Origin of the sequence: Nocardioides nematodiphilus, assembly GCF_020216525.1 — a bacterium.
Classification (GTDB): Bacteria; Actinomycetota; Actinomycetes; order Propionibacteriales; family Nocardioidaceae; genus Nocardioides; species Nocardioides nematodiphilus.
The window spans coordinates 17350-38137 of the sequence record NZ_JAIWOY010000002.1 but is presented as its reverse complement, the minus strand read 5'-3'; the positions used below and the strand labels follow the sequence as shown (position 1 = coordinate 38137).

20 protein-coding genes and 1 tRNA gene are annotated in these 20788 nt (G+C 70.1%); 11 read left to right on the top strand and 10 right to left on the bottom strand.

Going from position 1 to position 20788, the window contains the following annotated elements; genetic code table 11:
- The first annotated feature begins 54 nt into the window (after window positions 1–54).
- Together KSO98_RS03280 and KSO98_RS03275 are read left to right on the top strand one after the other, a co-directional pair.
- Window positions 55–1230: an LLM class flavin-dependent oxidoreductase gene (locus KSO98_RS03280; protein ID WP_225284133.1), complete on the top strand. Its 1176-nt coding sequence runs from the start codon at window positions 55–57 to the stop codon at window positions 1228–1230.
- A complete protein-coding gene (locus KSO98_RS03275) occupies window positions 1230–1904 on the top strand; it encodes an FMN reductase (RefSeq protein ID WP_225283469.1) in 675 nt (224 codons plus the stop codon). The genes KSO98_RS03280 and KSO98_RS03275 overlap by 1 nt, the downstream gene beginning before the upstream one ends.
- 26 nt (window positions 1905–1930) lie before the next feature.
- On the opposite strand, the gene KSO98_RS03270 is transcribed toward KSO98_RS03275, so the two are convergent.
- The 3 genes from KSO98_RS03270 to KSO98_RS03260 form a co-directional block, all read right to left on the bottom strand.
- Window positions 1931–2905 carry a glycosyltransferase family 2 protein gene (locus tag KSO98_RS03270; protein ID WP_225283468.1) on the bottom strand — a complete coding sequence of 325 codons (975 nt, stop codon included), beginning with the start codon at window positions 2903–2905 and terminating at the stop codon, window positions 1931–1933.
- Window positions 2902–5199: a bifunctional diguanylate cyclase/phosphodiesterase gene (locus tag KSO98_RS03265; RefSeq protein ID WP_225283467.1), complete on the bottom strand. Its 2298-nt coding sequence runs from the start codon at window positions 5197–5199 to the stop codon at window positions 2902–2904. Before KSO98_RS03265 ends, KSO98_RS03270 begins: the two co-directional genes overlap by 4 nt.
- A 96-nt stretch (window positions 5200–5295) precedes the next feature.
- Window positions 5296–5820, bottom strand: a complete 525-nt coding sequence (locus KSO98_RS03260) for a YbhB/YbcL family Raf kinase inhibitor-like protein (protein WP_225283466.1) — start codon at window positions 5818–5820, stop codon at window positions 5296–5298.
- Between the two features lie 118 nt (window positions 5821–5938).
- On the opposite strand from KSO98_RS03260, the gene cobA reads away from it, so the two are divergent.
- Window positions 5939–7156, top strand: coding sequence for a uroporphyrinogen-III C-methyltransferase (cobA, locus tag KSO98_RS03255; RefSeq protein ID WP_308012723.1), 1218 nt, complete (start codon window positions 5939–5941; stop codon window positions 7154–7156).
- Here the strand turns inward: cobA and KSO98_RS03250 are convergent, their stop codons facing one another.
- Window positions 7157–7960: a TrmH family RNA methyltransferase gene (locus tag KSO98_RS03250; RefSeq protein WP_225283465.1), complete on the bottom strand. Its 804-nt coding sequence runs from the start codon at window positions 7958–7960 to the stop codon at window positions 7157–7159.
- A 15-nt stretch (window positions 7961–7975) separates the two neighbouring features.
- Window positions 7976–8578 carry a peptide deformylase gene (gene def, locus KSO98_RS03245; RefSeq protein ID WP_225283464.1) on the bottom strand — a complete coding sequence of 201 codons (603 nt, stop codon included), beginning with the start codon at window positions 8576–8578 and terminating at the stop codon, window positions 7976–7978.
- 88 nt (window positions 8579–8666) lie between these two features.
- Here def and KSO98_RS03240 point away from each other — a divergent pair, with 88 nt between their 5' ends.
- From KSO98_RS03240 to KSO98_RS03230, 3 genes are all read left to right on the top strand, one after another.
- On the top strand, window positions 8667–10040 hold the full coding sequence (locus KSO98_RS03240) for an acyl-CoA dehydrogenase family protein (RefSeq protein ID WP_225283463.1): 1374 nt from the start codon (window positions 8667–8669) through the stop codon (window positions 10038–10040).
- Window positions 10040–11251, top strand: a complete 1212-nt coding sequence (locus KSO98_RS03235) for an acyl-CoA dehydrogenase family protein (RefSeq protein WP_225283462.1) — start codon at window positions 10040–10042, stop codon at window positions 11249–11251. The genes KSO98_RS03240 and KSO98_RS03235 overlap by 1 nt, the downstream gene beginning before the upstream one ends.
- 100 nt (window positions 11252–11351) lie before the next feature.
- Window positions 11352–11927 carry a nucleosidase gene (locus KSO98_RS03230; RefSeq protein WP_225283461.1) on the top strand — a complete coding sequence of 192 codons (576 nt, stop codon included), beginning with the start codon at window positions 11352–11354 and terminating at the stop codon, window positions 11925–11927.
- On the opposite strand, the gene KSO98_RS03225 is transcribed toward KSO98_RS03230, so the two are convergent.
- Window positions 11893–12363, bottom strand: coding sequence for a hypothetical protein (locus KSO98_RS03225; RefSeq protein WP_225283459.1), 471 nt, complete (start codon window positions 12361–12363; stop codon window positions 11893–11895). The two genes, KSO98_RS03230 and KSO98_RS03225, sit on opposite strands and share 35 nt — an antisense overlap.
- 58 nt (window positions 12364–12421) lie before the next feature.
- Entirely contained in the window at window positions 12422–12997 is a 576-nt protein-coding gene (locus KSO98_RS03220; protein ID WP_225283456.1) for a LysR family substrate-binding domain-containing protein, read from the bottom strand.
- A gap of 95 nt (window positions 12998–13092) precedes the next feature.
- Here KSO98_RS03220 and KSO98_RS03215 point away from each other — a divergent pair, with 95 nt between their 5' ends.
- Complete coding sequence (locus tag KSO98_RS03215) at window positions 13093–13353, top strand: hypothetical protein (RefSeq protein WP_225283455.1); 261 nt, start codon at window positions 13093–13095, stop codon at window positions 13351–13353.
- Between the two features lie 52 nt (window positions 13354–13405).
- Window positions 13406–13490 (top strand) — tRNA-Leu (locus KSO98_RS03210).
- Window positions 13491–13598: 108 nt separating this feature from the next.
- Here KSO98_RS03210 and KSO98_RS03205 read toward each other — a convergent pair.
- The gene (locus KSO98_RS03205) at window positions 13599–13946 is read right to left on the bottom strand and encodes a hypothetical protein (RefSeq protein WP_225283454.1); all 348 of its coding nucleotides are present in this window, start codon (window positions 13944–13946) and stop codon (window positions 13599–13601) included.
- Between the two features lie 192 nt (window positions 13947–14138).
- Between KSO98_RS03205 and KSO98_RS03200 the strand changes: the two genes are divergently transcribed.
- Entirely contained in the window at window positions 14139–15431 is a 1293-nt protein-coding gene (locus KSO98_RS03200) for a COG4705 family protein (protein ID WP_225283453.1), read from the top strand.
- Between the two features lie 74 nt (window positions 15432–15505).
- Here the strand turns inward: KSO98_RS03200 and KSO98_RS03195 are convergent, their stop codons facing one another.
- Together KSO98_RS03195 and KSO98_RS03190 are read right to left on the bottom strand one after the other, a co-directional pair.
- Complete coding sequence (locus KSO98_RS03195; protein ID WP_225283452.1) at window positions 15506–16249, bottom strand: PIG-L family deacetylase; 744 nt, start codon at window positions 16247–16249, stop codon at window positions 15506–15508.
- Window positions 16249–18390 carry a glycosyltransferase gene (locus KSO98_RS03190; RefSeq protein ID WP_225283451.1) on the bottom strand — a complete coding sequence of 714 codons (2142 nt, stop codon included), beginning with the start codon at window positions 18388–18390 and terminating at the stop codon, window positions 16249–16251. Before KSO98_RS03190 ends, KSO98_RS03195 begins: the two co-directional genes overlap by 1 nt.
- A gap of 180 nt (window positions 18391–18570) precedes the next feature.
- Here KSO98_RS03190 and KSO98_RS18775 point away from each other — a divergent pair, with 180 nt between their 5' ends.
- Together KSO98_RS18775 and KSO98_RS03180 are read left to right on the top strand one after the other, a co-directional pair.
- Entirely contained in the window at window positions 18571–19770 is a 1200-nt protein-coding gene (locus tag KSO98_RS18775) for a YncE family protein (protein WP_225283450.1), read from the top strand.
- Window positions 19767–20786, top strand: a complete 1020-nt coding sequence (locus tag KSO98_RS03180; protein ID WP_225283449.1) for a Kelch repeat-containing protein — start codon at window positions 19767–19769, stop codon at window positions 20784–20786. Before KSO98_RS18775 ends, KSO98_RS03180 begins: the two co-directional genes overlap by 4 nt.
- The last annotated feature ends 2 nt before the right edge of the window (window positions 20787–20788 follow it).

Sequence of the window (20788 nt, the reverse complement as noted above, 5' to 3'; positions counted from 1 at the left end):
AGTTCACGATTCAACTAACGTGAGCGTCACCTAGATACGGAGACAGCGATGGGCATGCAGTTCGGCATCTTCACCGTCGGTGATGTCACCACCGACCCCACCACGGGCATCACCCCCACGGAGCACGAGCGGATCAAGGCGACCGTCGCGATCGCGAAGAAGGCCGAGGAGGTCGGGCTCGACGTCTTCGCCACCGGGGAGCACCACAACCCGCCGTTCATCGCCTCCAACCCGACGGCGACGCTCGCCTACATCGGCGCGCAGACCGAGAAGATCATCCTCAGCACCTCCACCACGCTGATCACCACCACCGACCCGGTGCTGATCGCGGAGGACTACGCCAAGATCCAGCATCTTCTCGACGGTCGCGTCGACCTGATGATGGGGCGCGGAAACACCGGCCCGGTCTACCCGTGGTTCGGCAAGGACATCCGCCAGGGCATCAACCTCGCGGTGGAGAACTACGCCCTGCTGCGCCAGCTGTGGACCGAGACCAACGTGGACTGGAAGGGTCGCTTCCGCACCCCGCTGCAGGGCTACACCTCGACCCCGCGTCCGCTGGACGGCGTCGCGCCGTTCGTATGGCACGGCTCGATCCGCAGCCCTGAGATCGCGGAGCAGGCCGCCTATTACGGCGACGGCTTCTTCCACAACCACATCTTCTGGCCGTCCTCGCACGCGGCGCAGATGATCAACCTCTACCGCCAGCGCTTCGAGCACTACGGGCACGGCGCCGCCGACCAGGCGATCGTCGGCCTCGGTGGGCAGTTCTTCATGCGGAAGAACAGCCAGGACGCGATCAACGAGTTCCGGCCGTACTTCGACAACGCGCCGGTCTACGGACACGGCCCCTCGCTCGAGGACTTCATGGAGGCGACCCCGCTGACCGTCGGATCGCCGCAGCAGGTGATCGAGAGGACGCTGCAGTTCCACGAGTACGTGGGTGACTACCAGCGCCAGCTCTTCCTCATCGATCACGCGGGCCTGCCCCTCAAGACGGTGCTCGAGCAGCTCGACCTGTACGGCGAGATCCTGCCGACCCTGCGCGAGGAGTTCGCCAAGCTCCGCAAGCCGGGCGTCCCGGACGCGCCGACCCACGCCGCCCTGGTGGCCAAGGCCGGCGGCCCGACCGACACGGCCCTCTACGGCGCCGGTGACGACGCCACCGGCACCACCGACCGCGACCTCGACGACCCCGAGGTCGCCGAGATCCTGGACGGAGCGCTCTGATGAGCACCAAGCGGATCGTCGTGGTCTCGGCGGGACTCAGCGTCCCGTCGAGCACCCGGCTCCTCGCCGACATGCTGGCCGACGCCGCCTCGCGGGCGGTCAACGCCCGCGGGGTGGAGGTCGAGGTCGAGCACATCGATCTGCGCGGCCTGGCGCACGCGCTGACCGACAACCTCCTCACCGGCTTCCCGTCGGCGGAGTTGAAGAAGGCGATCGACGCGGTCCACCGCGCCGACGGCGTCATCGCGGTGACGCCGGTCTTCTCGGCCTCGTACTCCGGCCTCTTCAAGACGTTCTTCGACGTCCTCGAGACCGGTGTCCTGGACGGCAAGCCGGTGCTCGCGGCGGCGACCGCCGGCACCGCCCGACACAGCCTGGTCATCGAGCACGCCCTGCGTCCGCTCTTCGCCTACCTGCACGCGATCGTGGTCCCGACCGGCGTCTTCGCCGCCACCGAGGACTTCGCCGCGGCGGGCACCGGCGCCGAGGGTGACCTGCAGAAGCGCGTGGAGCGCGCCGCTGCCGAGCTCGCCGCCCTGCTCGGCAGCCCTACCGGCGCGACCGGCGCCGCACCGGCCGTGGCCCAGCGCCGCCTGGTCGAGGACGAGTTCGAGAGCCCGACCGACTTCGCCACGTTGCTCAAGCGCGCCAGCGACGGCCCGCCCGAGTACTGATCGACCACTCGAGCGGAACCGACCCATCACTCCGGCGTGACAGACCCATCGGTCGCGCTGCGGGCGACGAGTGCCACGGAGTAGAGGGGTCGGTCGAGGACCTCGACGTACGTCCGGCCGACGTAGCTGCCGATGACTCCGAGCACGATGAGCTGGACGCCGCCGAGGAAGAACATCGCGACGGCGAGGAAGGCCCAGCCGGGGACGGCGGCGTCGGGGTCGAAGAGCCGGACGCCGACGACGTAGAGGATGCCGAGCACCGCCAGCCCGGAGATGAACGTGCCGAGGTGGCTGATGAAGCGCAGCGGCCGGGTGGAGAAGCCCATGATCCCGTCGGCCGCGAGCTTCAGCATCTTCTTCAACGGGTAGTGCGACTCACCGGCGAAGCGGTCGTCGCGATCGAAGAGATGGGCCTCCTGCCGGTAGCCGACCTGGGCGACGATCCCGCGCAGGAAGCGGTTGTGCTCGCGGTACTTGACGACCTCGTTGAGCACGCGCCGGTCCATCAGCCGGAAGTCCCCGACATTGCGCGGGATCTCCGTCTCGGCCATCTTGTCGAGCACCCAGTAGAAGCCGGCCGCCGTGCCACGCTTGAACCGGGTGTCCTGGCGGGTCCGGCGCTGGGCGTACACCACGTCGACGCCGGCCTCCCAGCGCGCGATGAGCTCGAGGCTGACCGGCGGCGGGTCCTGGAGGTCGGTGTCCATCACGATGACGGCGTCCGCGCCGCTGGCGTGGGCGGCGTCGAGGCCGGCGGTGACGGCGACCTGGTGGCCGAAGTTGCGCGCCAGCGCCAGCACCGTGACGCGCGGATCCGACTCCCGCATCGCGAGGAGCTGCTCGAGCGAGGAGTCGCGCGAGCCGTCGTCGACGTAGACGAACTCGAAGGTCAGGTCGGGGCGCTGGGCAGCGGCGGCCACCAGCGCCTGGTGGAAGGTCGCCAGGCCACGGGCCTCGTCGAAGACGGGCAGGACGTAGGCGATGCGGCGACCGGTGCTCATTTGCTCCGCATGCTAGCCGCAGCAGGTCGCCGCAGCGCGCCACGGCCCAGCAGGGCGAGCAGGTCGGCGCCGCCCATCGCCGCGCCGTACCCGTTGCCCTGGCCGTAGCGAACGCCCAGGTCACGCGCGATCTGCTCCTGCTCGGCGGTCTCGATGCCCTCGAGGAGCGTGTTGCCGAGCTGGTACACGTCGAGGATGCCCATCAGGTGACGCAGCACGATCGGGCCCTGGCCGCGATGGTTCTCCAGCAGCAGGTCGCGATCCAGCTTGACCAGGTCCCAGTGCCGGGCGCCGATCAACGTCAGGCGGGACTCCCCGGAGCCGAGGTCGTCCAGGCCGACCCCGATGCCGTGCGTGGCGAGCTCGTCGGCGAGCCGGTCGCGCTCGCGCGTCCACGGCATCGGCTCGCGCTCGGCGAGCTCGAGCAGGACCGGGACGCCGGTGGCGTCGACGCGTGCGACGAGCCGGTCGAGCAGCTCGCTGGCGTCGTGGAACTGCTCGACCTCCAGGTTGAGGGTGAGCGTGATGGGGCGCCCGCAGACCGTACGGGCCTGCTCGGCGACGGTGATCGCCTGCTGCATCACCTCACCCGTCACCGCGTCGAGGAGGCGAGCCTGCGAGGCGGACTCGACCAGGACCGGCGGCGGGATCAGGCCGAGGGAGGCGGTATGGCCGCGCAGCAGCGCCTCGCACCCCCAGACCTCGCGGTCGGCCAGCGTGATCAGTGGCTGGTAGGCGACCGCGATCTCCCCGGCGGCGAGCATCCGCTGCACGACGTCGCGGTCGGAGTGCTGGGTCAGGATCGCGCCGGGCTTGCGCAGCTTGCGCCGGCGCATGTCGATCTCGGCGCTCTCGACCAGGTCCTCCACGGTGTCGCGCGCGACCCCGGCGCCCGGACGGCGCGCGAGCGCCCGCCCGATGCTCGCGGTGACCGTGACGCTGTGCTGCCCGACAGTGATCGGCTCCGCGAGTACGTCGGCGAGCTCCTCGCAGCGCTTCTCGAAGGCGGCCGCGTCGCCCTCCGCGCGCATCCAGCCGGTGAACTCGTCACCGCCGAATCGGGCGAAGCACCAGCCGATCTCCGCACCGAGCGCGCGCAGCCGGTCGCCGATGGTGGCGAGGATCAGATCGGCCTCGAGGTGGCCGTACCGGTTGTTGATCTGCTTGAAGCCGTCGCAGTCGAGGAAGACGAGCCCGACCTGGTGGGCCTCGTCGGCGCCGCCGGAGGTGGCGGTGAGCAGCATCTCGAGCCAGTGCTGGTAGCTCCACAGGCCGGTGAGCGGGTCGGTCAGCGCCTGGTGTCGCAGCTGACGCTCGCGGTCCGCGTACACGAGCGAGCCGCGCGCCATCGAGGCGAGCCCGGCGATGAGGTGGGCGTCGCTGCGGGTGAACCCGAAGTCGCCGGCCAGCCGCTCGACGACGAGGTACCGCTCGTGGTCGAGCGGCGCCCATAGGCTCCCGTCGGTCGGCGCGTCCAGGATCGCGACCCGGGAGGACCGTACGTGCGCTCCGACCAGGCCGACGAGGGTCTCGAGCACGGCGCCGGAGGGCCACGGCGTGGTGACCGCCGCCTCGGTCAGCGCCCGTGAGGCGCGTCGCAGCGTCACCATCCGCAGGGTCTGCCAGCACGCGGCGCCGGCCAGGATCGGGAGCAGCGCCGCGACCGTGGTCGGGACGGTGTGTGCCTCAGCGTGGGTGAAGGCGAGCAGGCCGACGGCGATGCCGGCGTAGGTCGCGCCCCGCGCCAGCCAGCCCAGGTTGCGCCGCACCACCGCGCCACGGTCGGCCCAGCCGCGGGTCAGCAGCCCGACCGGCAGCGCGAGCACCGAGAGCGTGACGAGGTAGAGCGCGAGCCCGATGAGCATCTGGCCCACGGGGCGCACCCCGAGATCGATGCGGAACTCGGTGATCAGGAGCAGGGAGCCGGCGATGATCGCGGTCGCCGCGGAGGCCAGACCGGCGCGGATGGGCCGCAGGAAGAGCGCGTGCGCGGCGATCACGACCATCGACCACAGCAGGAGCAGCGTCGGATCGGCGGTCGCGTCCCGCGCTGCGGCGTCTGCGAGTGCGACACCTGACAGCACCGAGTAGACACCGGGAACGCGGGGCGCGACCAGGCGGCCCGCGACCGGGGCCGCCACGATCAGCACCAGGGAGAAGACGCCGGGCAGGTCATCGGGGGAGGCATGTGCGCCCGCTCCGATCAGGACGCCGACGGCGACGATGACGAGCAGCAGCCGGTAGCGATCGAGCGTGGTGGGCTGTGCCACCGCGTGCTCGCGCCAGGTCTGCATTGGCTCAGCGTAGGGCGCGACGCGGCCCCGGCGACCCCACTCGCCGGGGTGTGGCCCGGGTCAGTGCCGGGTTCAGTGCCCGGTTCAGTGCCCGGGTCAGTGACGGTAGGTGCCGTGGATGATCGCGCGCGCGGCGGTCTTGAAGGCCAGGTTGAAGCTGACCACGGCCGGGGTGGCGTCGCTGTCGACACCGAGCGCGGGCTCGGTGACGGCATGGACGACGAAGAAGTATCGGTGCACCTGGTCGCCGGACGGGGGAGCGGCGCCGAGGAAGCCCTTCTCACCCATGTCGTTGCGGCACATGAACGCATCGCCGGGCAGGTCGGCGCCGACTGCCCCGGCACCCGTCTCCAGGGAGGTCACCTCGGCGGGCAGGTCGACCAGGACCCAGTGCCAGAAGCCGCTGGGCGTCGGCGCGTCCGGGTCGAAGCAGGTCACGGTGTAGCTCTGCGCACCCTCGACCGCCTCCCAGGCGAGCTGCGGCGAGGTGTTCCCGAACTCCGCGACCTGATCGTCCTTCAGCGGCTGGCCGTCGGTGACGTCCGCGCTGGTGACGGTGAAGCTCGCGGCGGCCGGGAGCAGCGGGTACGGGTCCGGGGTGACCGGGCGGTCGAGCGACATCTGTTCCTCCTGGGGTAGGGCCGGGGACGGGCGCCGGATCGGGTGTCGCCTCCGAACGTAGTCCGTCCCTCGGAACCGCGTCATCGGCCCGGTGACGCGGCACGCGAGAATGTGCCCCGTGGATGAGAACCTCATGCCGTACCCGGTCGGACTGATGCTGCATGGACGGCGTGTGGTCGTCGTCGGAGGCGGTCAGGTCGCCCAGCGCCGCATCCCCACATTGATCGCGGCCGGTGCCCGGGTCCTCGTGGTGGCGCCGGACGTCACCCCTGCGATCGAGGGTCTCGGCGCGGAGATCACCTGGGAGCAGCGCGTGTTCGAGCCCGGTGATCTCGACGGCGCCTGGTATGCGATGGCGGCCACCGACTCCGCGGCCGTCAACGAGGCTGTCGTCGTCGCCGCCGAGGAGCGCCGGATCTTCTGCGTACGCTCCGACGACGCCACCCACGCGTCGGCCTGGACCCCCGCGGTCGGCCGCCACGACGGTGTCACCGTCGCGGTGCTGAGCAACCGCGAGCCGCTGCGCTCCGCCGCCCTGCGCGACGCGGTCGTCGAGGGCATGCGCGAGGGCCGGATCGCCGCCCGCGCCACCCGGGTCCCGAACCCCGGCGTGACCCTCGTCGGCGGTGGCCCGGGCAACCCCGAGCTGATCACGGTCGCGGGTCGCAAGGCGCTGATGGAGGCCGAGGTCGTCGTCGCGGACCGGCTCGCCCCCCGCGAGCTGCTCGCCGAGCTGCCGGCCGACGTCGAGGTCATCGACGTCGCCAAGCTCCCGCGCGGACGGTCGGCCAGCCAGGAGTTCATCAACCAGGTCATCGTCGAGAAGGCGCTCGAGGGCAAGCGGGTCGCGCGCTTCAAGGGCGGCGACAACTTCGTCTTCGGCCGTGGCTACGAGGAGATCATCGCGTGCCGTGAGGCGGGTGTCCCGGTCACCGTCATCCCCGGGCTGACCTCGCCCGTCACGGTGCCCGGCCTGGCCGGCATCCCGGTCACGCACCGCGGGGTCACTCATGAGTTCACGGTCATCTCCGGCCATCTGCCGCCGGGCCACCCGGAGTCGTTGACCGACTGGGCAGCTGCCGCCCGGATGCGCGGGACGCTCGTGCTCATGATGGCCGTCGAGAACGCGCCGGCCATCGCCGCGGCGCTGCTCGAGGGCGGGCGCGAGGCGTCGACGCCGGTGGCCGTCGTGTGCGACGGGTCGATGCCGACCGAGCGCACCGTGCTGGCCACGCTCGGCACCGTGGCCTCGGTGCTCGAGGCCGAGGCCGTACGGCCGCCGGCGATCATCGTGATCGGCGAGGTCGTCCGGGTCGCGCACCCGGACAGGTTCTGATCAGCGGCGGGCGGTGACGTAGCAGGCGACGGCGGTGGCCGCGGCGACGTTGAGGGAGTCGACCCCGGCGGACATCGGGATGATGGCGCGGCGGTCGGCGGCCTTCTCCCAGCGGGGGGAGAGGCCGTGCCCCTCGGAGCCGAGGACGAGGGCGACCTTGCCCAGACCGGCGACGGCCTCCTCGATCGGCACCGAGTCGTCGGCGAGGGTGAGGGCGACGGTGGTGAAGCCGGCCGCGGAGAGCTGCGGCAGCGCGTCGTACCAGTCCGTGATCCGGGTCCACGGGACCGCGAAGACCGTCCCCATGGAGACCTTGATCGCGCGGCGATAGAGCGGATCGGCGCATCGTGGCGCGAGCAGGACGGCGTCGAAGCCGAGCGCTGCGCCGTTGCGGAAGATGCTGCCCACGTTGGCGTGGTCCATCAGGTCCTCGAGGACGAGCACGGACCGCGCGCCCTGCAGGACGTCGCCGACCGTCCGCAGCGGCCGGCGCTCCATCGAGGCGAGAGCGCCGCGGTGCACGTGGAAGCCGGTGACCTCCTCGATCAGCTGCTCGGAGAGCACGTAGCAGGGTGACTCTGAGGCGTCGAGGACGTCCTTGAGCCCGTCGACCCATCGTGGCGCCAGGAGGAACGAGCGCGCGGTGAAGCGACCGGCGGCGGCCCGTCGTACGACCTTCTCGCCCTCGGCGAGGAAGAGGCCCTCGGTGGCCTCGACCGACTTTCGCAGCTCGACGTCGCGCAGGTCGCGATAGTCGGAGAGCCGCGGGTCGTCGGCCGACGTGATCTCGATCAGCTCAGCCATCGGCGTGGTCGGCGCTCAGAGCGACTCGGCCGGCCACTCCGGCGGGTACTCCCGGCGCAGCTTGTCGTGCTGCTTCTGCAGCTTCTTGCGCGACTTGTCGGCGAGTCGATCCCCGAAGACGGTGCCGACGGTGTGGTCGGTCTCGTGCTGAAGACAGCGTGCCAGCAGGCCGTCCCCCTCGAAGTGCACCGGCTCGCCGTCGAGGCCGACGCCGTCGACCGCGGCCCAGTCGGGCCGGGCCAGGTCGACGAAGGCGCCGGGGAAGGACAGGCAGCCCTCCTGGTCCTCGTCGAGCACCCGCTTGTCGGCCTCCGGCAGGGTCAGCACGGGGTTGCACACGATGCCGACGGTGCGCTCGCCGGACGCGTCGGGGCAGTCGAAGACGAACATCGCGACGTCCTCGCCGATCTGGCAGGCCGCCAGGCCGACGCCGTCCGCGGCGTACATCGTGGCGACCATGTCGGCGGCCAGCGCACGCAGCGCCTCGTCGAAGGCCTCGACCTTCGCCTGCGGGCGGTGCATCACCGGCGTGCCCCAACGCGTCATCGGGCGGACGGTGCCGCCCTCGGGAAGGGGGCCGTACGGGGCGTGGACCTGCTCGGGACTGCTCTCGCTCACAGGGGGCAGCGTACCGGCCCCCGGCGCTGTGACCTGCCGCACCGCAACTTGTGTAGACGTTATTGTAACTCGCAGTTACATTGACACCATGTCCCTCATCAACAACCTCAAGGGCGGCGGCCGGCACGGCATCCCGTCCGCTGAGAGTCGCGACCCCATGGGGTATCTCATCGCCGGGTTGAGCAGGTTCGCCCAAAGCGACCTGCTCGACCGGATCGGACTGCGCAAGCAGACCGAGCAGGCGGTCTTCACCACGACGAGCAACGGCTTCAAGGTGGTGGCCGCTGCCGGCCGCCAGTTCAAGAAGACCGGCAGCAAGGGCAAGCAGGGCAAGCGCGCCCCGGGTGCCTCGAGCGACGGCGTCTTCGACCTGACCCCGACCGAGGACGAGCAGATGCTTGTGGACGTGGTCAGCGAGTACGCCGACGAGGCGCTGCGACCCGCCGCCGCGGAGGCCAACGAGGCCTGCGCCGCGCCGCAGGAGGTCCTTGCCGCGAGCCTCGAGATCGGCATCCCGATCCTGGGCGTCCCCGACGAGCTCGGCGGCATCGCCGAGAGCCGCTCCGCCATCGCCGGCACGTTGGTCGCCGAGGCGCTCGCGCACGGCGACATGGGCCTGGCCGTCGCGGTGCTCTCGCCCGGCGCCGTAGCGACCGCCATCGGCCTGTGGGGGACCGATGAGCAGCAGCAGACCTACCTCCCGGCCTTCACCGAGCCGACCGACGCCGGTGTGCCCGCCGCGGCGCTCGCACTGGCCGAGCCGGCCGTTCTCTTCGACGTCCTCACCCCGGCCACGACCGGCGTCCGTACGGGCGACGAGATCGTCCTCAACGGCACGAAGGCCCTGGTCGCCCGCGGTGCCGACGCCGAGCTCTTCATCGTCGGCGCCTCGCTCGAGGGCAAGCCCGTCCTGTTCCTGGTCGAGTCCTCGACGCCCGGCCTGACCATCGAGGGCGACCCGGCGATGGGCGTGCGGGCCGCCGGCCTGACCACGCTGCGCCTCGAGGACGTGCGCGTCCCGGCCGACGCGATCCTCGGGGACACCGACGGCTCCACCTACACCGAGTGCGTGCGGCTCTCCCGGCTCGCCTGGTGCGCGCTGGCCATCGGCACCGCCCAGGCTGTGCTCGACTACGTGACCCCGTACGTCAAGGAGCGGCAGGCGTTCGGTGAGCCGATCGCCCACCGCCAGTCGGTGGCGTTCATGGTCGCCGACATGGCGATCGAGCTCCAGGCGATGCGCCTGATCACCTACAAGGCCGCCTCGCGCGTCGCGCGCGGCAAGGACGCCACCCGTGAGATCGCGCTGGCCCGCAAGATCTGTGCCGACAAGGGCATGAGGATCGGCAACGACGGCGTGCAGCTGCTCGGCGGCCACGGCTTCGTCAAGGAACACCCCGTCGAGCGCTGGTACCGCGACCTCCGCGCGGTCGGCGTCATGGAAGGAACGGTGCTGGTCTGATGGCCATCAACCTGGATGACCCCAAGAAGTTCCGCCCGCTGCGCGACCAGGTCCACCAGGTCGCGATGAACATGCTGCGGCCGATCTCGCGAAAGTACGACCGGGCCGAGCACGCGTACCCCAAGGAGCTCGACATGCTCGCGGCCATGGCCGACGGGCTCAACGAGTCGGGCACGAGCGAGGGCGCCGGCGCCGCCGGCGTTCGTCGTACGGACGACGGCAACACCGGCAACAAGAACGGCTCCAACATGGCCTCGGTCATGACGGTGGCCGAGATGTGCTGGGGCGACACCGGCCTCCTGCTGTCGATGCCGCGCCAGGGCCTGGGCAACTCGGCGATCGCCTCGGTCGCCAACGACGAGCAGCTCAAGCGCTTCGAGGGCACCTGGGCCTCGATGGCGATCACCGAGCCGTCCTTCGGCTCCGATTCCGCGCAGGTGTCGACCACCGCGGTGCTCGACGGGGACGCGTACGTGCTCAACGGCGAGAAGATCTTCGTCACCTCCGGTGAGCGCTCCGACTCGATCGTCGTGTGGGCCACCCTCGACAAGTCCGCCGGTCGGGCGGCGATCAAGTCCTTCCTGGTGCCGAAGTCGACGCCGGGCGTGAAGGTGGAGCGGCTCGAGCACAAGCTCGGCATCCGCGCCTCCGACACCGCGGTGATCACCTTCACCGACGCGCGGGTCCCGGCCGAGAACCTCCTCGGGAACCCGGAGATCAACACCAAGGAGGGCTTCGCCGGTGCGATGGCGACCTTCGACAACACCCGTCCGCTGGTGGCGTCGATGGCCGTCGGATGCGCCCGGGCCTCGCTCGACCTGACCCGCGACCTGCTGGCGAAGGCCGGTGTCGTCGTGGACTACGACCGCCCGGCCCACCTCCAGCACGCCGCGGCCGCCAAGCTGCTCCAGATGGAGTCGGACTGGGAGGGCGCGTACCTGCTGATGCTCCAGGCCGCCTGGATGGCCGACAACCGCAAGCCCAACTCGCTCGAGGCCTCGATGTCGAAGGCCAAGGCGGGACGCGTCGGCTCCGACATCACGCTCTCGTGCGTGGAGCTGTGCTCGACGGTGGGCTACGAGGAGAACGAGTTGCTCGAGAAGTGGTCGCGCGACTCCAAGATCCTCGACATCTTCGAGGGCACCCAGCAGATCCAGCAGCTCATCGTGGCTCGCCGCGTGCTGGGGCTGTCGTCCGCCGAGCTCAAGTAGTGGCCTAGATAACTGAGCGAGTGGCGGCGCGAGCGAGGGACGAGCTCTGGCGCTGCCGCGAGCGAGGGCGACAGCCGCGGAGCGGCTACCCTCGGGCGTCGTGACGGTTCTCGTTGTCAGCGCGACGCCCGAGGAGGCGGCCCACGTCCCGGACCGGATGAAGGTCCTGATCACCGGCGTGGGCAAGGTCTTCGCAGCGACCGCCGTCGCGCGGGCGCTGGCCGAGGACCCCGCGGTCACCGAGGTCGTCAACGTCGGCTCGGCCGGCGCGCTGCACGACCACCTCGAGGGCCTGCACGAGGTCACCGCGGTCTGGAACCACGACCTGTCCGCTGCGGCGCTGCGCACCTTCGGGTACGAGCCGCACGACTGGCTCGATCTGCCGGGCGCCGGGGCCGGTGTGTCGCCTGTACGGCTGGCGACCGGCGATCTCTTCGTCTCCGACCCCCTCGTGCGCGCCCGGCTCGCGGCGCAGGCCGACCTGGTCGACATGGAGGGCTACGCGATCGCGTGGGCCTGTCGTCAGGCCGGCGTTCCCGTACGCCTCGTCAAGCACGTCTCGGACAAGGCCGACGAGGGGGCCTTGGACTGGCCCACCCTCGTCGACCTCAGCGCTCATGCGCTCGCCGAGTGGCTGGAGATCAATGTGTCCCGGGAGGCTCGTCCCCGTTCCTGAAGCCGGGCAGCTCGTCGCCGTACTCGCGCTCGATCTCGTCGGCGATGTCCTGCGGCATGTGGGGTGCGGGTCCGGTCGGCACGACGGGGAGGTCCGGCGGCGTCTCGACCTCGAAGGCCTCGACCGCCTCGGCCGCGCTCTGCGGCTCGCGGGTCGCCGCGGTGGCCTCGGTCCCATCGGCGTCGGTGCGGCTGTCCCTGGCCGGGCTGTCCGTGGCAGGGCTGCTCTGGCCCCGGTCGGCCTCGGGCTCGCTAGGCCGCGCGATCTTCGCGTCGGTGGGCGGCGGTGCCGGCTCGTCGTCCATCCGCGTCACGCTGCGCACGGTGCGAACGGGGTGGAAGCTCGCACCAAACAGCGTGGTGGCGGCGTGCGCGCCCTTGCGGGCGAGACCCGTCACCTGGCGGGCGGCGGCTGGCAGGTTGGGCAGTTCGGGCACGGGGGCTCCCTTCAGTAGGTGCTCTGCCCGTACCCGCTCCCGTCAGCGCTAAGCCGGGTCAGCCGCGCGAGCTGCGGGCGGTCCGGCCGCGGACGATGCCGATGAAGGTCTGCACCCGCGGGTCCTCGTCGTCGATCCTCCAGGCGATGCCGACCTTGGTGGGCTCGAGCTCCGGTACCGGGACGGCCACCACGTCCTTGCGGTGGAAGAGGCGTGCGATCGACGCGGGCACGATCACCACGCCGCCACCCGAGGCGGCCACCTCGATGGCGTCCTTCTCGCTCATCGCCGGCCACTCGAGCTGCTGGACGCTCGGGGTCCAGCCGGAGGCGTGGGGGAGGACCAGCTGCTCCTCGGCGAGCTCGGCGAGCGTGACCTCGGTGGCCAGGGAGAGGTAGTGCTCCTTGCCGACGACCACGACCTGCTGCTCCTCGTACAACGGTATGCAGTGCAGGCCGTCGCGGTCGATCGGCAGCCGGACAAGCGCCATCGAGTGCGCGCCGGAGCGTAGGCCGTCCAGCTGCTCGTCCTCGCTGACGGGGACGACCTCGAGGCGCTCCTTCTCCCGGTCGCGCCAGGTGCGGGCCCACTTGTCCGGCGTCGCGCCGGTCACGAATGCGATGGAGAAGGTCACGGGGTGAAGTATCGCGGGTTCCGGTGGACTAGACGCGTTCCCGGTGCTCGCGTTCGGTGCCGTAGCCCCGGGCCTGGGGCGTCCGTTAGTCGGGCATGACCACGATGACGGACAGGATCATCCCGCAGGCCACGCTGAGCGAGCAGTGGCGCGTCGCCTCCGTCCAGCAGTTCGCCTGGACGATGGGTCGCCCGGTCGTGCGGTACGCGAAGCTCCAGGACCCCACTCGCCGGGCACACCGCCGCGAGGCGCTGCGTCGCCTGGCGATGGACCCCGCCGCCACCGTCGCCGAGCGCGCGCTGGCCGCCCACCGGCTCCACGACATGGACGCCGTCAGTTTCCGTACGGCCTGCTGACGACCCCGATTCGTGTCCCGGGCGCCCCACTGCTAACGTTCTTCCTGTCAACGCGCGGGTGGCGGAATAGGCAGACGCGCTAGCTTGAGGTGCTAGTCCACGTATAGTGGGTGGGGGTTCAAGTCCCCCCTCGCGCACGCGTTGAATGGTGGCCCTGACCAGGGGAAACTCGGTCAGGGCCACTTCGCATTTCCCGCCATGGCACCTCGACCGATGACGCGCGTACAGCGGCGGGCCACGCGCTTTCAGCGCAAGACCCCCACGAGCAGGAGGACCGTTCCCGCGATCATCGCGGGCGCGAGGGTGACGAGCAGCGCGTCCACCGCCAACTCCTTCGCTCGGGTCGCCTGGTGGCTGCCGGTCGCGCCGGGGGCGAACCGGCGGCCGGCGCCCCAGAGCGCGCCGAGTTGCGTGGCGAGCCAGTTCGCGTAGGCACCGTAGGCGAGCAGGGCGACTGTCGCGGGGCCGTTGGTCACGCCCTCCAGGTGGCTGGCGATGCCCATCCGTGGATTCTTGAACGCGGGCACCGCAAGGCCGGTCAGGAGGCCGAGGAGGAACAAGATCAGACCCAGGCTGACCACGAGATCCTGCATGAACAGACACCAAGTCCTCCCGGGGCGCGTGAACCCGACCGACGACACGCCGATCCCGCGGCCCGCGCCCTTTCGGCACGCTGAAGATGACGCGTCGTCAGCACCGTGCGCCGCCACGGGTACCGCCTTGGCACGTCCACGTCCGTGGCGACAGTCAGGTAGTTACCCGCTTCGTCCCCCGACCATGGGGCCATGGCTGAGATGACGACGACCCGCGGCGCTGCCACCGGCCGCACGATGCTCAACAAGGTCCCCGAGGTCACGATCTGGTTCTGGATCATCAAGATCCTGTGCACGACCGTCGGTGAGAGCTTCGCGGACTACATCAACGAGACCCTCGGCTTCGGCCTGACGAACACGATGCTGCTGTTCACGGCCATCTTCGTCGCAGTGCTCACGTGGCAGATGCGAACGAGGCGCTACGTCCCGTTGCCCTACTGGTTGACCGTGGTGGTCGTCAGTGTCGCGGGCACGCTGTACACCGACATGGGCACCGACCAGATCGGCATTCCCCTGTGGATCAGCAGCACCGTCTTCGCCGCCCTGCTGGCACTCGTGTTCGGCATCTGGTACGTCCGGGAGAGGTCACTGTCGATCCACAGCATCAACACCACGCCTCGCGAGGCCTTCTACTGGCTGACGGTCCTGGTCACCTTCGCTCTCGGTACGGCCACGGGTGACTGGACCCTCGAGCTCACGAACTGGGCGCCCGCGCAGTCGGTGTTCCTGCCGCTGGCGTTGATCGCCTCGATCGGCCTGCTCTGGAGGTTCGGCGCCAATCCCGTGCTCTCCTTCTGGCTGTCCTACATCCTCACCCGTCCGCTCGGCGCGAACATCGGTGACTGGCTCGCCTCGCCGAAGGTCGCGGCGAACGCCGGCGAACCGGTCGGCCTCGGACTGGGGACCCTGGTCACATCGTTGATCTTCCTCGGCGCGATCGCGGCCACCGTCGTCTACCTGACGATCAGCCGCACCGATGTCGTCGAGACCTACGAGGCCACGCACGAGCCGACCGTCACCACCAATCCGCGCCGCGAGCGCCTTGGCCTGGTCGGCTTCGTCATCGTCGCCATCGTCGCGGGTGGGGTGATGATCTGGGGTCACAACCAACCGCACGCCACCTGTGACCCGACCGGCGCCAGCGAGACCATGCCGGCCTGTCCGAAGCCGGCCTTCACCGCCGCCCAGACCAAGGCCGCCGTCGCGAAGTACCAGGCCCTCGCCCGCCAGGCGGTTGCCCAGGACAAGTCCGGAGACACCACCTCATCGCACGCCACGGTGCAGAAGATGCGCGATGTCTGGGATGCCGACTCGACCTCGCTCCAGGCCGTCAACAAGAAGACGTGGACGCTTCTGGACGGCCAGATGGACGCCGTGCTCAAGACCTACGCGATCGACCACAGCAGCATCCAGCCGGCGTCGAGCACCGAACAGGAGAAGCAGCTCACCGTCCTCCTCACCGACCTGGCCCAGCACCGGTTCTGAGCCATCCCCGGCGCCTCACCACATCGCCCTGGTCCGGCCGGTGCTTTCGCACCGACCGGACCAGGGCAGTTCTTTCAGGGCACCTCGATGAAGCACTCCACGCCCAGGAGACGGCGCGCGAGCCACCGTGGGAGCCGCAGCAGCACGCCGATGGTGCGTACGCCGCCGGTCGCCTGGGAGGCATGTGCTGCCAGTGCCGCACGCTTGGCGGGAAGGAACGGTCGCACGTCGACGCGCTGGGTGATCTCCGAGGGCGCCGCGTAGATGTCGGTGTCGGGAAGCGTGATCCCGGGAAGCAGTCCGGCGAGAGGACGCATCAGGCGGATCGCACGCACGAGCATCGTGCGGTCGCGTGTCGCCTCGAGTAGTTGCGGACGCCTGTGGGCGCGGGCTTGGGCGAGCCGTGCAACGCGGTGCACCTGGATGTGGTCAGGGTGTCCGTATCCTCCGCGGGCGTCATAACCGGTCAACACGTCTGCTCGCTCTTCATCGAGGATGGCGGCCAGGCGTCGGGCCGCGTGCTCGGGCTCAGCGTCGATGAAGCGACCCCCACGCGCGCTGGGGGAGCGGGCCATGCCGGAGTCGGCGTAGCCCAGGCGCACGACCCGCGTGATGCCGAGGCAGCGCGCGGCGTCGTCCAGCTCACCAACGCGGGCATCGCCGAGGTCATGGAAGTCTGGACTCGCCAGTCCGGCGCCGCCGTCGGTGGCGACGACCAGCACGATCCGATCGCCGACGGCGGCCCGCGCCGCCAGGTAGCCGCCGGTCAGCAGCGACTCGTCGTCGGGATGGGCGTGAAAGGAGACCACCGTCGCCATCAGGCGAGCGCCAGTCCCGCAACAGGAGTCGGCGGAACGATGACGCGCTCGCCTGCGACGCGGTAGAGCTCGGTGGTCTGGTCGAGCACGGTGGGCCAGTCGAACGGTGGTCGTACGCGGCGGTTGTGGGCACTGATCCGGCCACGCAGCTGCGCGTCGGTGATGAGCTCTGCGATCGCCACCGCCATCTCGCCGTCGCCATCGACCAGAAGGCCGTCGACGCGGTCGCGGATGAACTCGCCGACGCCGCTACGGCGGCTCGCGATCACGGGCACGCCGCTGCAGCGCGCCTCGAGCGCGGCGATGCCGAACGACTCCTTCGCCGCGGGTGCGACATACAGATCGGCGGCCGAGAGCTCGGAGAGCACGACGTCGCGAGGGATTCGTCCCGTCAGGCGTATGCGTTCGGTGAGGCCGTACCACTCGACGCGGCGCGCGAGGCGACGCGCAAGAGGACCGGAGCCCACGATCACGAGTCGCACATCTCGTTCCGGGACGAGCGCACACGCGTTCCGGAAGATGCGCAACAGCTGGAGAGGTCGCTTCCGCGGCGTCAACCGCATGACGCTGACGATCGTGAACGCCCCATCGTCGCGGTCGCGCGCCCGAGTGGCAGGCCTCCAATCAGAGACATCGAGAGCGTTCGGGAGGACCGCTACGTCGATGCCGCCCAGCGAGCGCCGGAACGTCTCGGCGGCTGCATGCGATACCGCGGACCAGGCAACTGGCCACCGGCGCAGCGCCGCGTGTGCAGCGAGTCGGATGATGCCCCCGAGGCCGGCCCACATGGAGTGCACGGTCAACAGCACGGGCACGCCCTGACTCATCGCGGCACGGGCCACCCCGAGGCCGAACGTCGAGAACATCGAGAGATGGACGTGAACGACGTCGAAGTCGGCGACGAGCTTTCGAGCTTCGAGGATGCTGATGCGCTGGATCCAGTCGGGCTCCGGTCCTTCACCGCGGGTCGGGGTCAAGACGACCGCGTCGAGGCCACGCGCGCGCTGGTGACGAACGAGATCGTTGACATGAGTCTCGATGCCTCCCAGCCGCGGCAGGAAGACATCGGTCACGTGGGCGATCCGACGAGGACCATCGTCCCCACATGAGCGAGCGTCATGCGGCCGCCCTCGCCGCACAGCGCGCCGCCGCCCAAGAAGCCACAAGCCGAGGGTGCCGCCGCCGACCGGAATCTCAACCGCGAACACAAAGACGCGATACAGCACCACGCCTGCGGCCACCCCCGTCGGGTCGCCGCCCAAGGCGAGCAGAACGCCGGCCAGGCCGACGTCGGCGACACCGAGACCGCCGGGCGTGATCGGCAGCACGGTGAGCAGGCGTTCTACGGCGAAGCCTGCGAGCACCTCAGGCACGGTCGCGCCGGCCCCTGACAGGTCCAGACACCACCACAACAGCACCCCCTGTAGCGCGAGGTAGGCCACCATGCCCAGCGTCATGCGCAACCATCCACGTGCCACCAGCTCGGCGCAGTCGTCGCGGACGGCGAGCAGCTGTTCGACGATCGCGATCCGCCGGCGCACCCGTAAGAGCGCAAGAGTGGCGTTGATCAGCTGCTCCACTGCCCCGCCGAGAACCACGCTCAGCCTTGGGCTCAGAAGCATGGTGCTCCCCAGCATCAGCACGACCACAAAGGCCGACAGACCCAGCAGCGCCGCAAGCCGGATCCGGAACGTCGCGGGCTCACCAGCGTTGTCGAGCACCACGAGCCCGACGACCGGCAACGCCAACTTCGCCAGGACGTCCCATAGGTTCGTGAGGAAGGTGAAACCGGCGAACGAACGTCCACTCACGCCCCAGGACCTCATCATCTGGTGATTGAGAGCGACGCCTGCGGCGCCGCCGAGAGGGACGACGTTGGAGACGGCGCTGCCCGTGACGTTCAGGGTGAGTGCGCGTCGATGGGTCAGGCTCGGAGCCGCAGCGGTGAGCACGAACGTGTGCACCCACAGCCCCAACCCCCACACCAGCGTGAGACCGATCAGCTCCGAGGCGTGCAGAGAAGCCAGCACCGGCACGACTCCGTGCCAGGAGACATTCACCGCCTTCGGAAGCCCGACGCCGAGCAGAGCCAGGGCGAACGCCCACGCGAGGGTGAAGCGAATCAGCGGCCAGGCTCGCACGCGGAGGGATGGAAGAGCCACCTTCGTAGGTTCGGTCCGCAATGCTGTTCAGCACCTGACCAGAAGTTCTCCGGTCGCAGGCGTCGGCCACACGCTACTCAGTTCGCGTGGTCACGTGGCAGTCAGGAGAACTGCAGCAGGCTGGTATCAGGACGGGAGGAGTGCCATCACGTGCGTCGCGTGACCTTCACCCTGACATGTCTGACGATGCTTTCCATCGGCTTGCTGGCGGGATGTGACAGCGGCGGGGAAAGCGCGCTCCCGACGTCCCCCGCTCCCTCGTCCGCGCTGGCCACCTCGACGGAGCCCTCGGCGGCTGCGCGTGAGGCACCGCCGCAGTACCGGCACCCGCTGCCAGGAATGCCTCCTATCCTGCCCGGCGGTGTGTACGCAGCAGACGGACCGGGCATGCTCCAGATCGCTCTTCGGCGCGAACCGGCCCTCATCTACGTGCCGGACAGCGAGCCCGATGGGCACACCACGGTGATATCCCAGCGGACACACCGCGTCATCCGGGTGCTCGCGACCGGCAGCCTCGATCAGCACATCACGCCGGCCTATGACCTGAAGAGGCTCTACGTCGAAGCCAGTGAGTCGAACCGTCTGGCGACGATCAACCCGCACACCGGACGCATGACGGGCAGCGTCGCTACCGATAGGCCGTACAACCTCTACTTCACCCCTGACGGCCGGCAGGCCATCGTGATGGACGAGCAACACGACCACATCGTCTTCAGCGATCCCCACACCTTCCGACCTGATCAGGTGGTGAGCGACCCGTCGTGCCAGGGGCCCAACCACGCCGATTTCTCCGCAAACGGGCGCTACTTCATCGTCAGCTGCGAGTTCTCCGGCTCGCTGCTCAAGATCTCCACGCTCCAGCACCGCGTGTTGCGGCGGCTCCACCTGCCGATGCCGGCCATGCCGCAGGACGTCCGCCTCGCACCCGACGGGAAGACCTTCTACGTCGCCGATATGGGTCGCGACAGGCTGTTGACGATCCCGTGGAACCGTTTCCGCATCGCCCACGCGTACCGGACGCTGCAGATGCCCCACGGCATCTACTTCAGCCGTGACCAGCAATCGCTCTACCTCACCGACCGCAAGTCCGGCGCCGTCCAGGTCTTCGACCTGGGGCGACGCACGTTCACCGCGACCTGGCGCATACCCGGCGGCGGGTCGCCCGATATGGGCGGGCTCTCCGCCGATGGGAGGACACTGTGGGTCTCGGGACGCTACGACGGCGTCGTCTACGCATTCGACACCACCAGCGGCCGGCTGATCGCCAAGATCCCGGTACCTGGCGCAAGCCCGCACGGGTTGCTCGTCTGGCCCCAACCGGGTCGCTATTCCCTCGGGCACACCGGGAACATGCGGTGAGCCGTTCGCCGCTCGCGATGGTGGCAATGGCGCTGGCGGGTGCTCTCGCGGCGTGCGGGGGCCCGTCATCATCGTCGCCGGCCGCCTCGAGCACGGCTGGCTCAAGCACCGGCACGCCCGGAGGCGAACCGTCACCCAGGACCGATCCGACCTCGTCGGTCGCCGTGCCGAAACTCCACGTTCGCGTGCTGCCGACACGGCTCCCCGCCGCGCTCGCCCGCGAAGCCGTCATCAGCAAGGGGCGATACGCGGTGATTGCGGGTGGCATGGTCGCCGGCGACGCCTCCACGGCGGCGAGCTTCCTCTTCGACACCGGCCGCCTGCGGACGGTGCCGCTCGGCTCGATGCACGTCGCGGTGCACGACACTGCCGGTGCCGCAGCCGGCAGCGTGCCGCTGGTCATCGGTGGTGGCAATGCCGTCGAACAGAGTGACGTCCAAGCACTGGCCGGCAACGAGTGGCACGTGATCGGCCATCTGCCGCAGGCCCGCTCCGACCTCGTGGCCGCCACCGTCGGCGGCCGGACGATCGTGCTCGGCGGGTACAACGGCTTCCGGGTGGCCGAGCCAGACATCCTGGCCTCTCGCGATGGCCGGTCGTGGAGCACGATCGGTACGCTGCCGGTCCCCGTCAGGTACGCCGCCAGCACCGTCGCCGACGGCGACATCTGGCTCTTCGGTGGCGAGCGCGGCGGCGTCATGCAACGCGAGATCCAGCGTGTCGATCCCGCCACGGGAGGGGCGACGGTGGTGGGCCGCCTGCCGGCTCCGATCGGGCACGCCGTTGCGATGACGATCGGCGACCGCGTGCTGTTGGCCGGGGGTCGCGCCGGTGCTGGCACCGCCACCGACCGGATGTGGTGGTTCGACCCCGCCTCTCATCGCGTCGCGCCCGCTGGCCGGTTGCCGATGGCGCTCACCGACTCTGCCGTCGTCCACGACGGTCACCGCTTTTTCCTCATCGGCGGCGAGAGCCCGGAGCTCAGCGCTCGGATCATCGAGATCACTGCCGGTTGACG

Excerpts from the sequence above, each read along its gene's own strand:
- KSO98_RS03250 (WP_225283465.1), bottom strand. The coding sequence starts at position 7,960 with ATGGCTGAGCTGATCGAGATCACGTCGGCCGACGACCCGCGGCTCTCC.
- KSO98_RS03235 (WP_225283462.1), top strand. The coding sequence starts at position 10,040 with ATGGCCATCAACCTGGATGACCCCAAGAAGTTCCGCCCGCTGCGCGAC.
- KSO98_RS03200 (WP_225283453.1), top strand. The coding sequence starts at position 14,139 with ATGGCTGAGATGACGACGACCCGCGGCGCTGCCACCGGCCGCACGATG.
- KSO98_RS03270 (WP_225283468.1), bottom strand. The coding sequence starts at position 2,905 with ATGAGCACCGGTCGCCGCATCGCCTACGTCCTGCCCGTCTTCGACGAG.
- KSO98_RS03205 (WP_225283454.1), bottom strand. The coding sequence starts at position 13,946 with ATGCAGGATCTCGTGGTCAGCCTGGGTCTGATCTTGTTCCTCCTCGGC.
- KSO98_RS03265 (WP_225283467.1), bottom strand. The coding sequence starts at position 5,199 with ATGCAGACCTGGCGCGAGCACGCGGTGGCACAGCCCACCACGCTCGAT.
- KSO98_RS03195 (WP_225283452.1), bottom strand. The coding sequence starts at position 16,249 with ATGGCGACGGTGGTCTCCTTTCACGCCCATCCCGACGACGAGTCGCTG.
- KSO98_RS03275 (WP_225283469.1), top strand. The coding sequence starts at position 1,230 with ATGAGCACCAAGCGGATCGTCGTGGTCTCGGCGGGACTCAGCGTCCCG.
- KSO98_RS03280 (WP_225284133.1), top strand. The coding sequence starts at position 55 with ATGCAGTTCGGCATCTTCACCGTCGGTGATGTCACCACCGACCCCACC.
- KSO98_RS03240 (WP_225283463.1), top strand. The coding sequence starts at position 8,667 with ATGTCCCTCATCAACAACCTCAAGGGCGGCGGCCGGCACGGCATCCCG.
- KSO98_RS03215 (WP_225283455.1), top strand. The coding sequence starts at position 13,093 with ATGACCACGATGACGGACAGGATCATCCCGCAGGCCACGCTGAGCGAG.
- KSO98_RS03260 (WP_225283466.1), bottom strand. The coding sequence starts at position 5,820 with ATGTCGCTCGACCGCCCGGTCACCCCGGACCCGTACCCGCTGCTCCCG.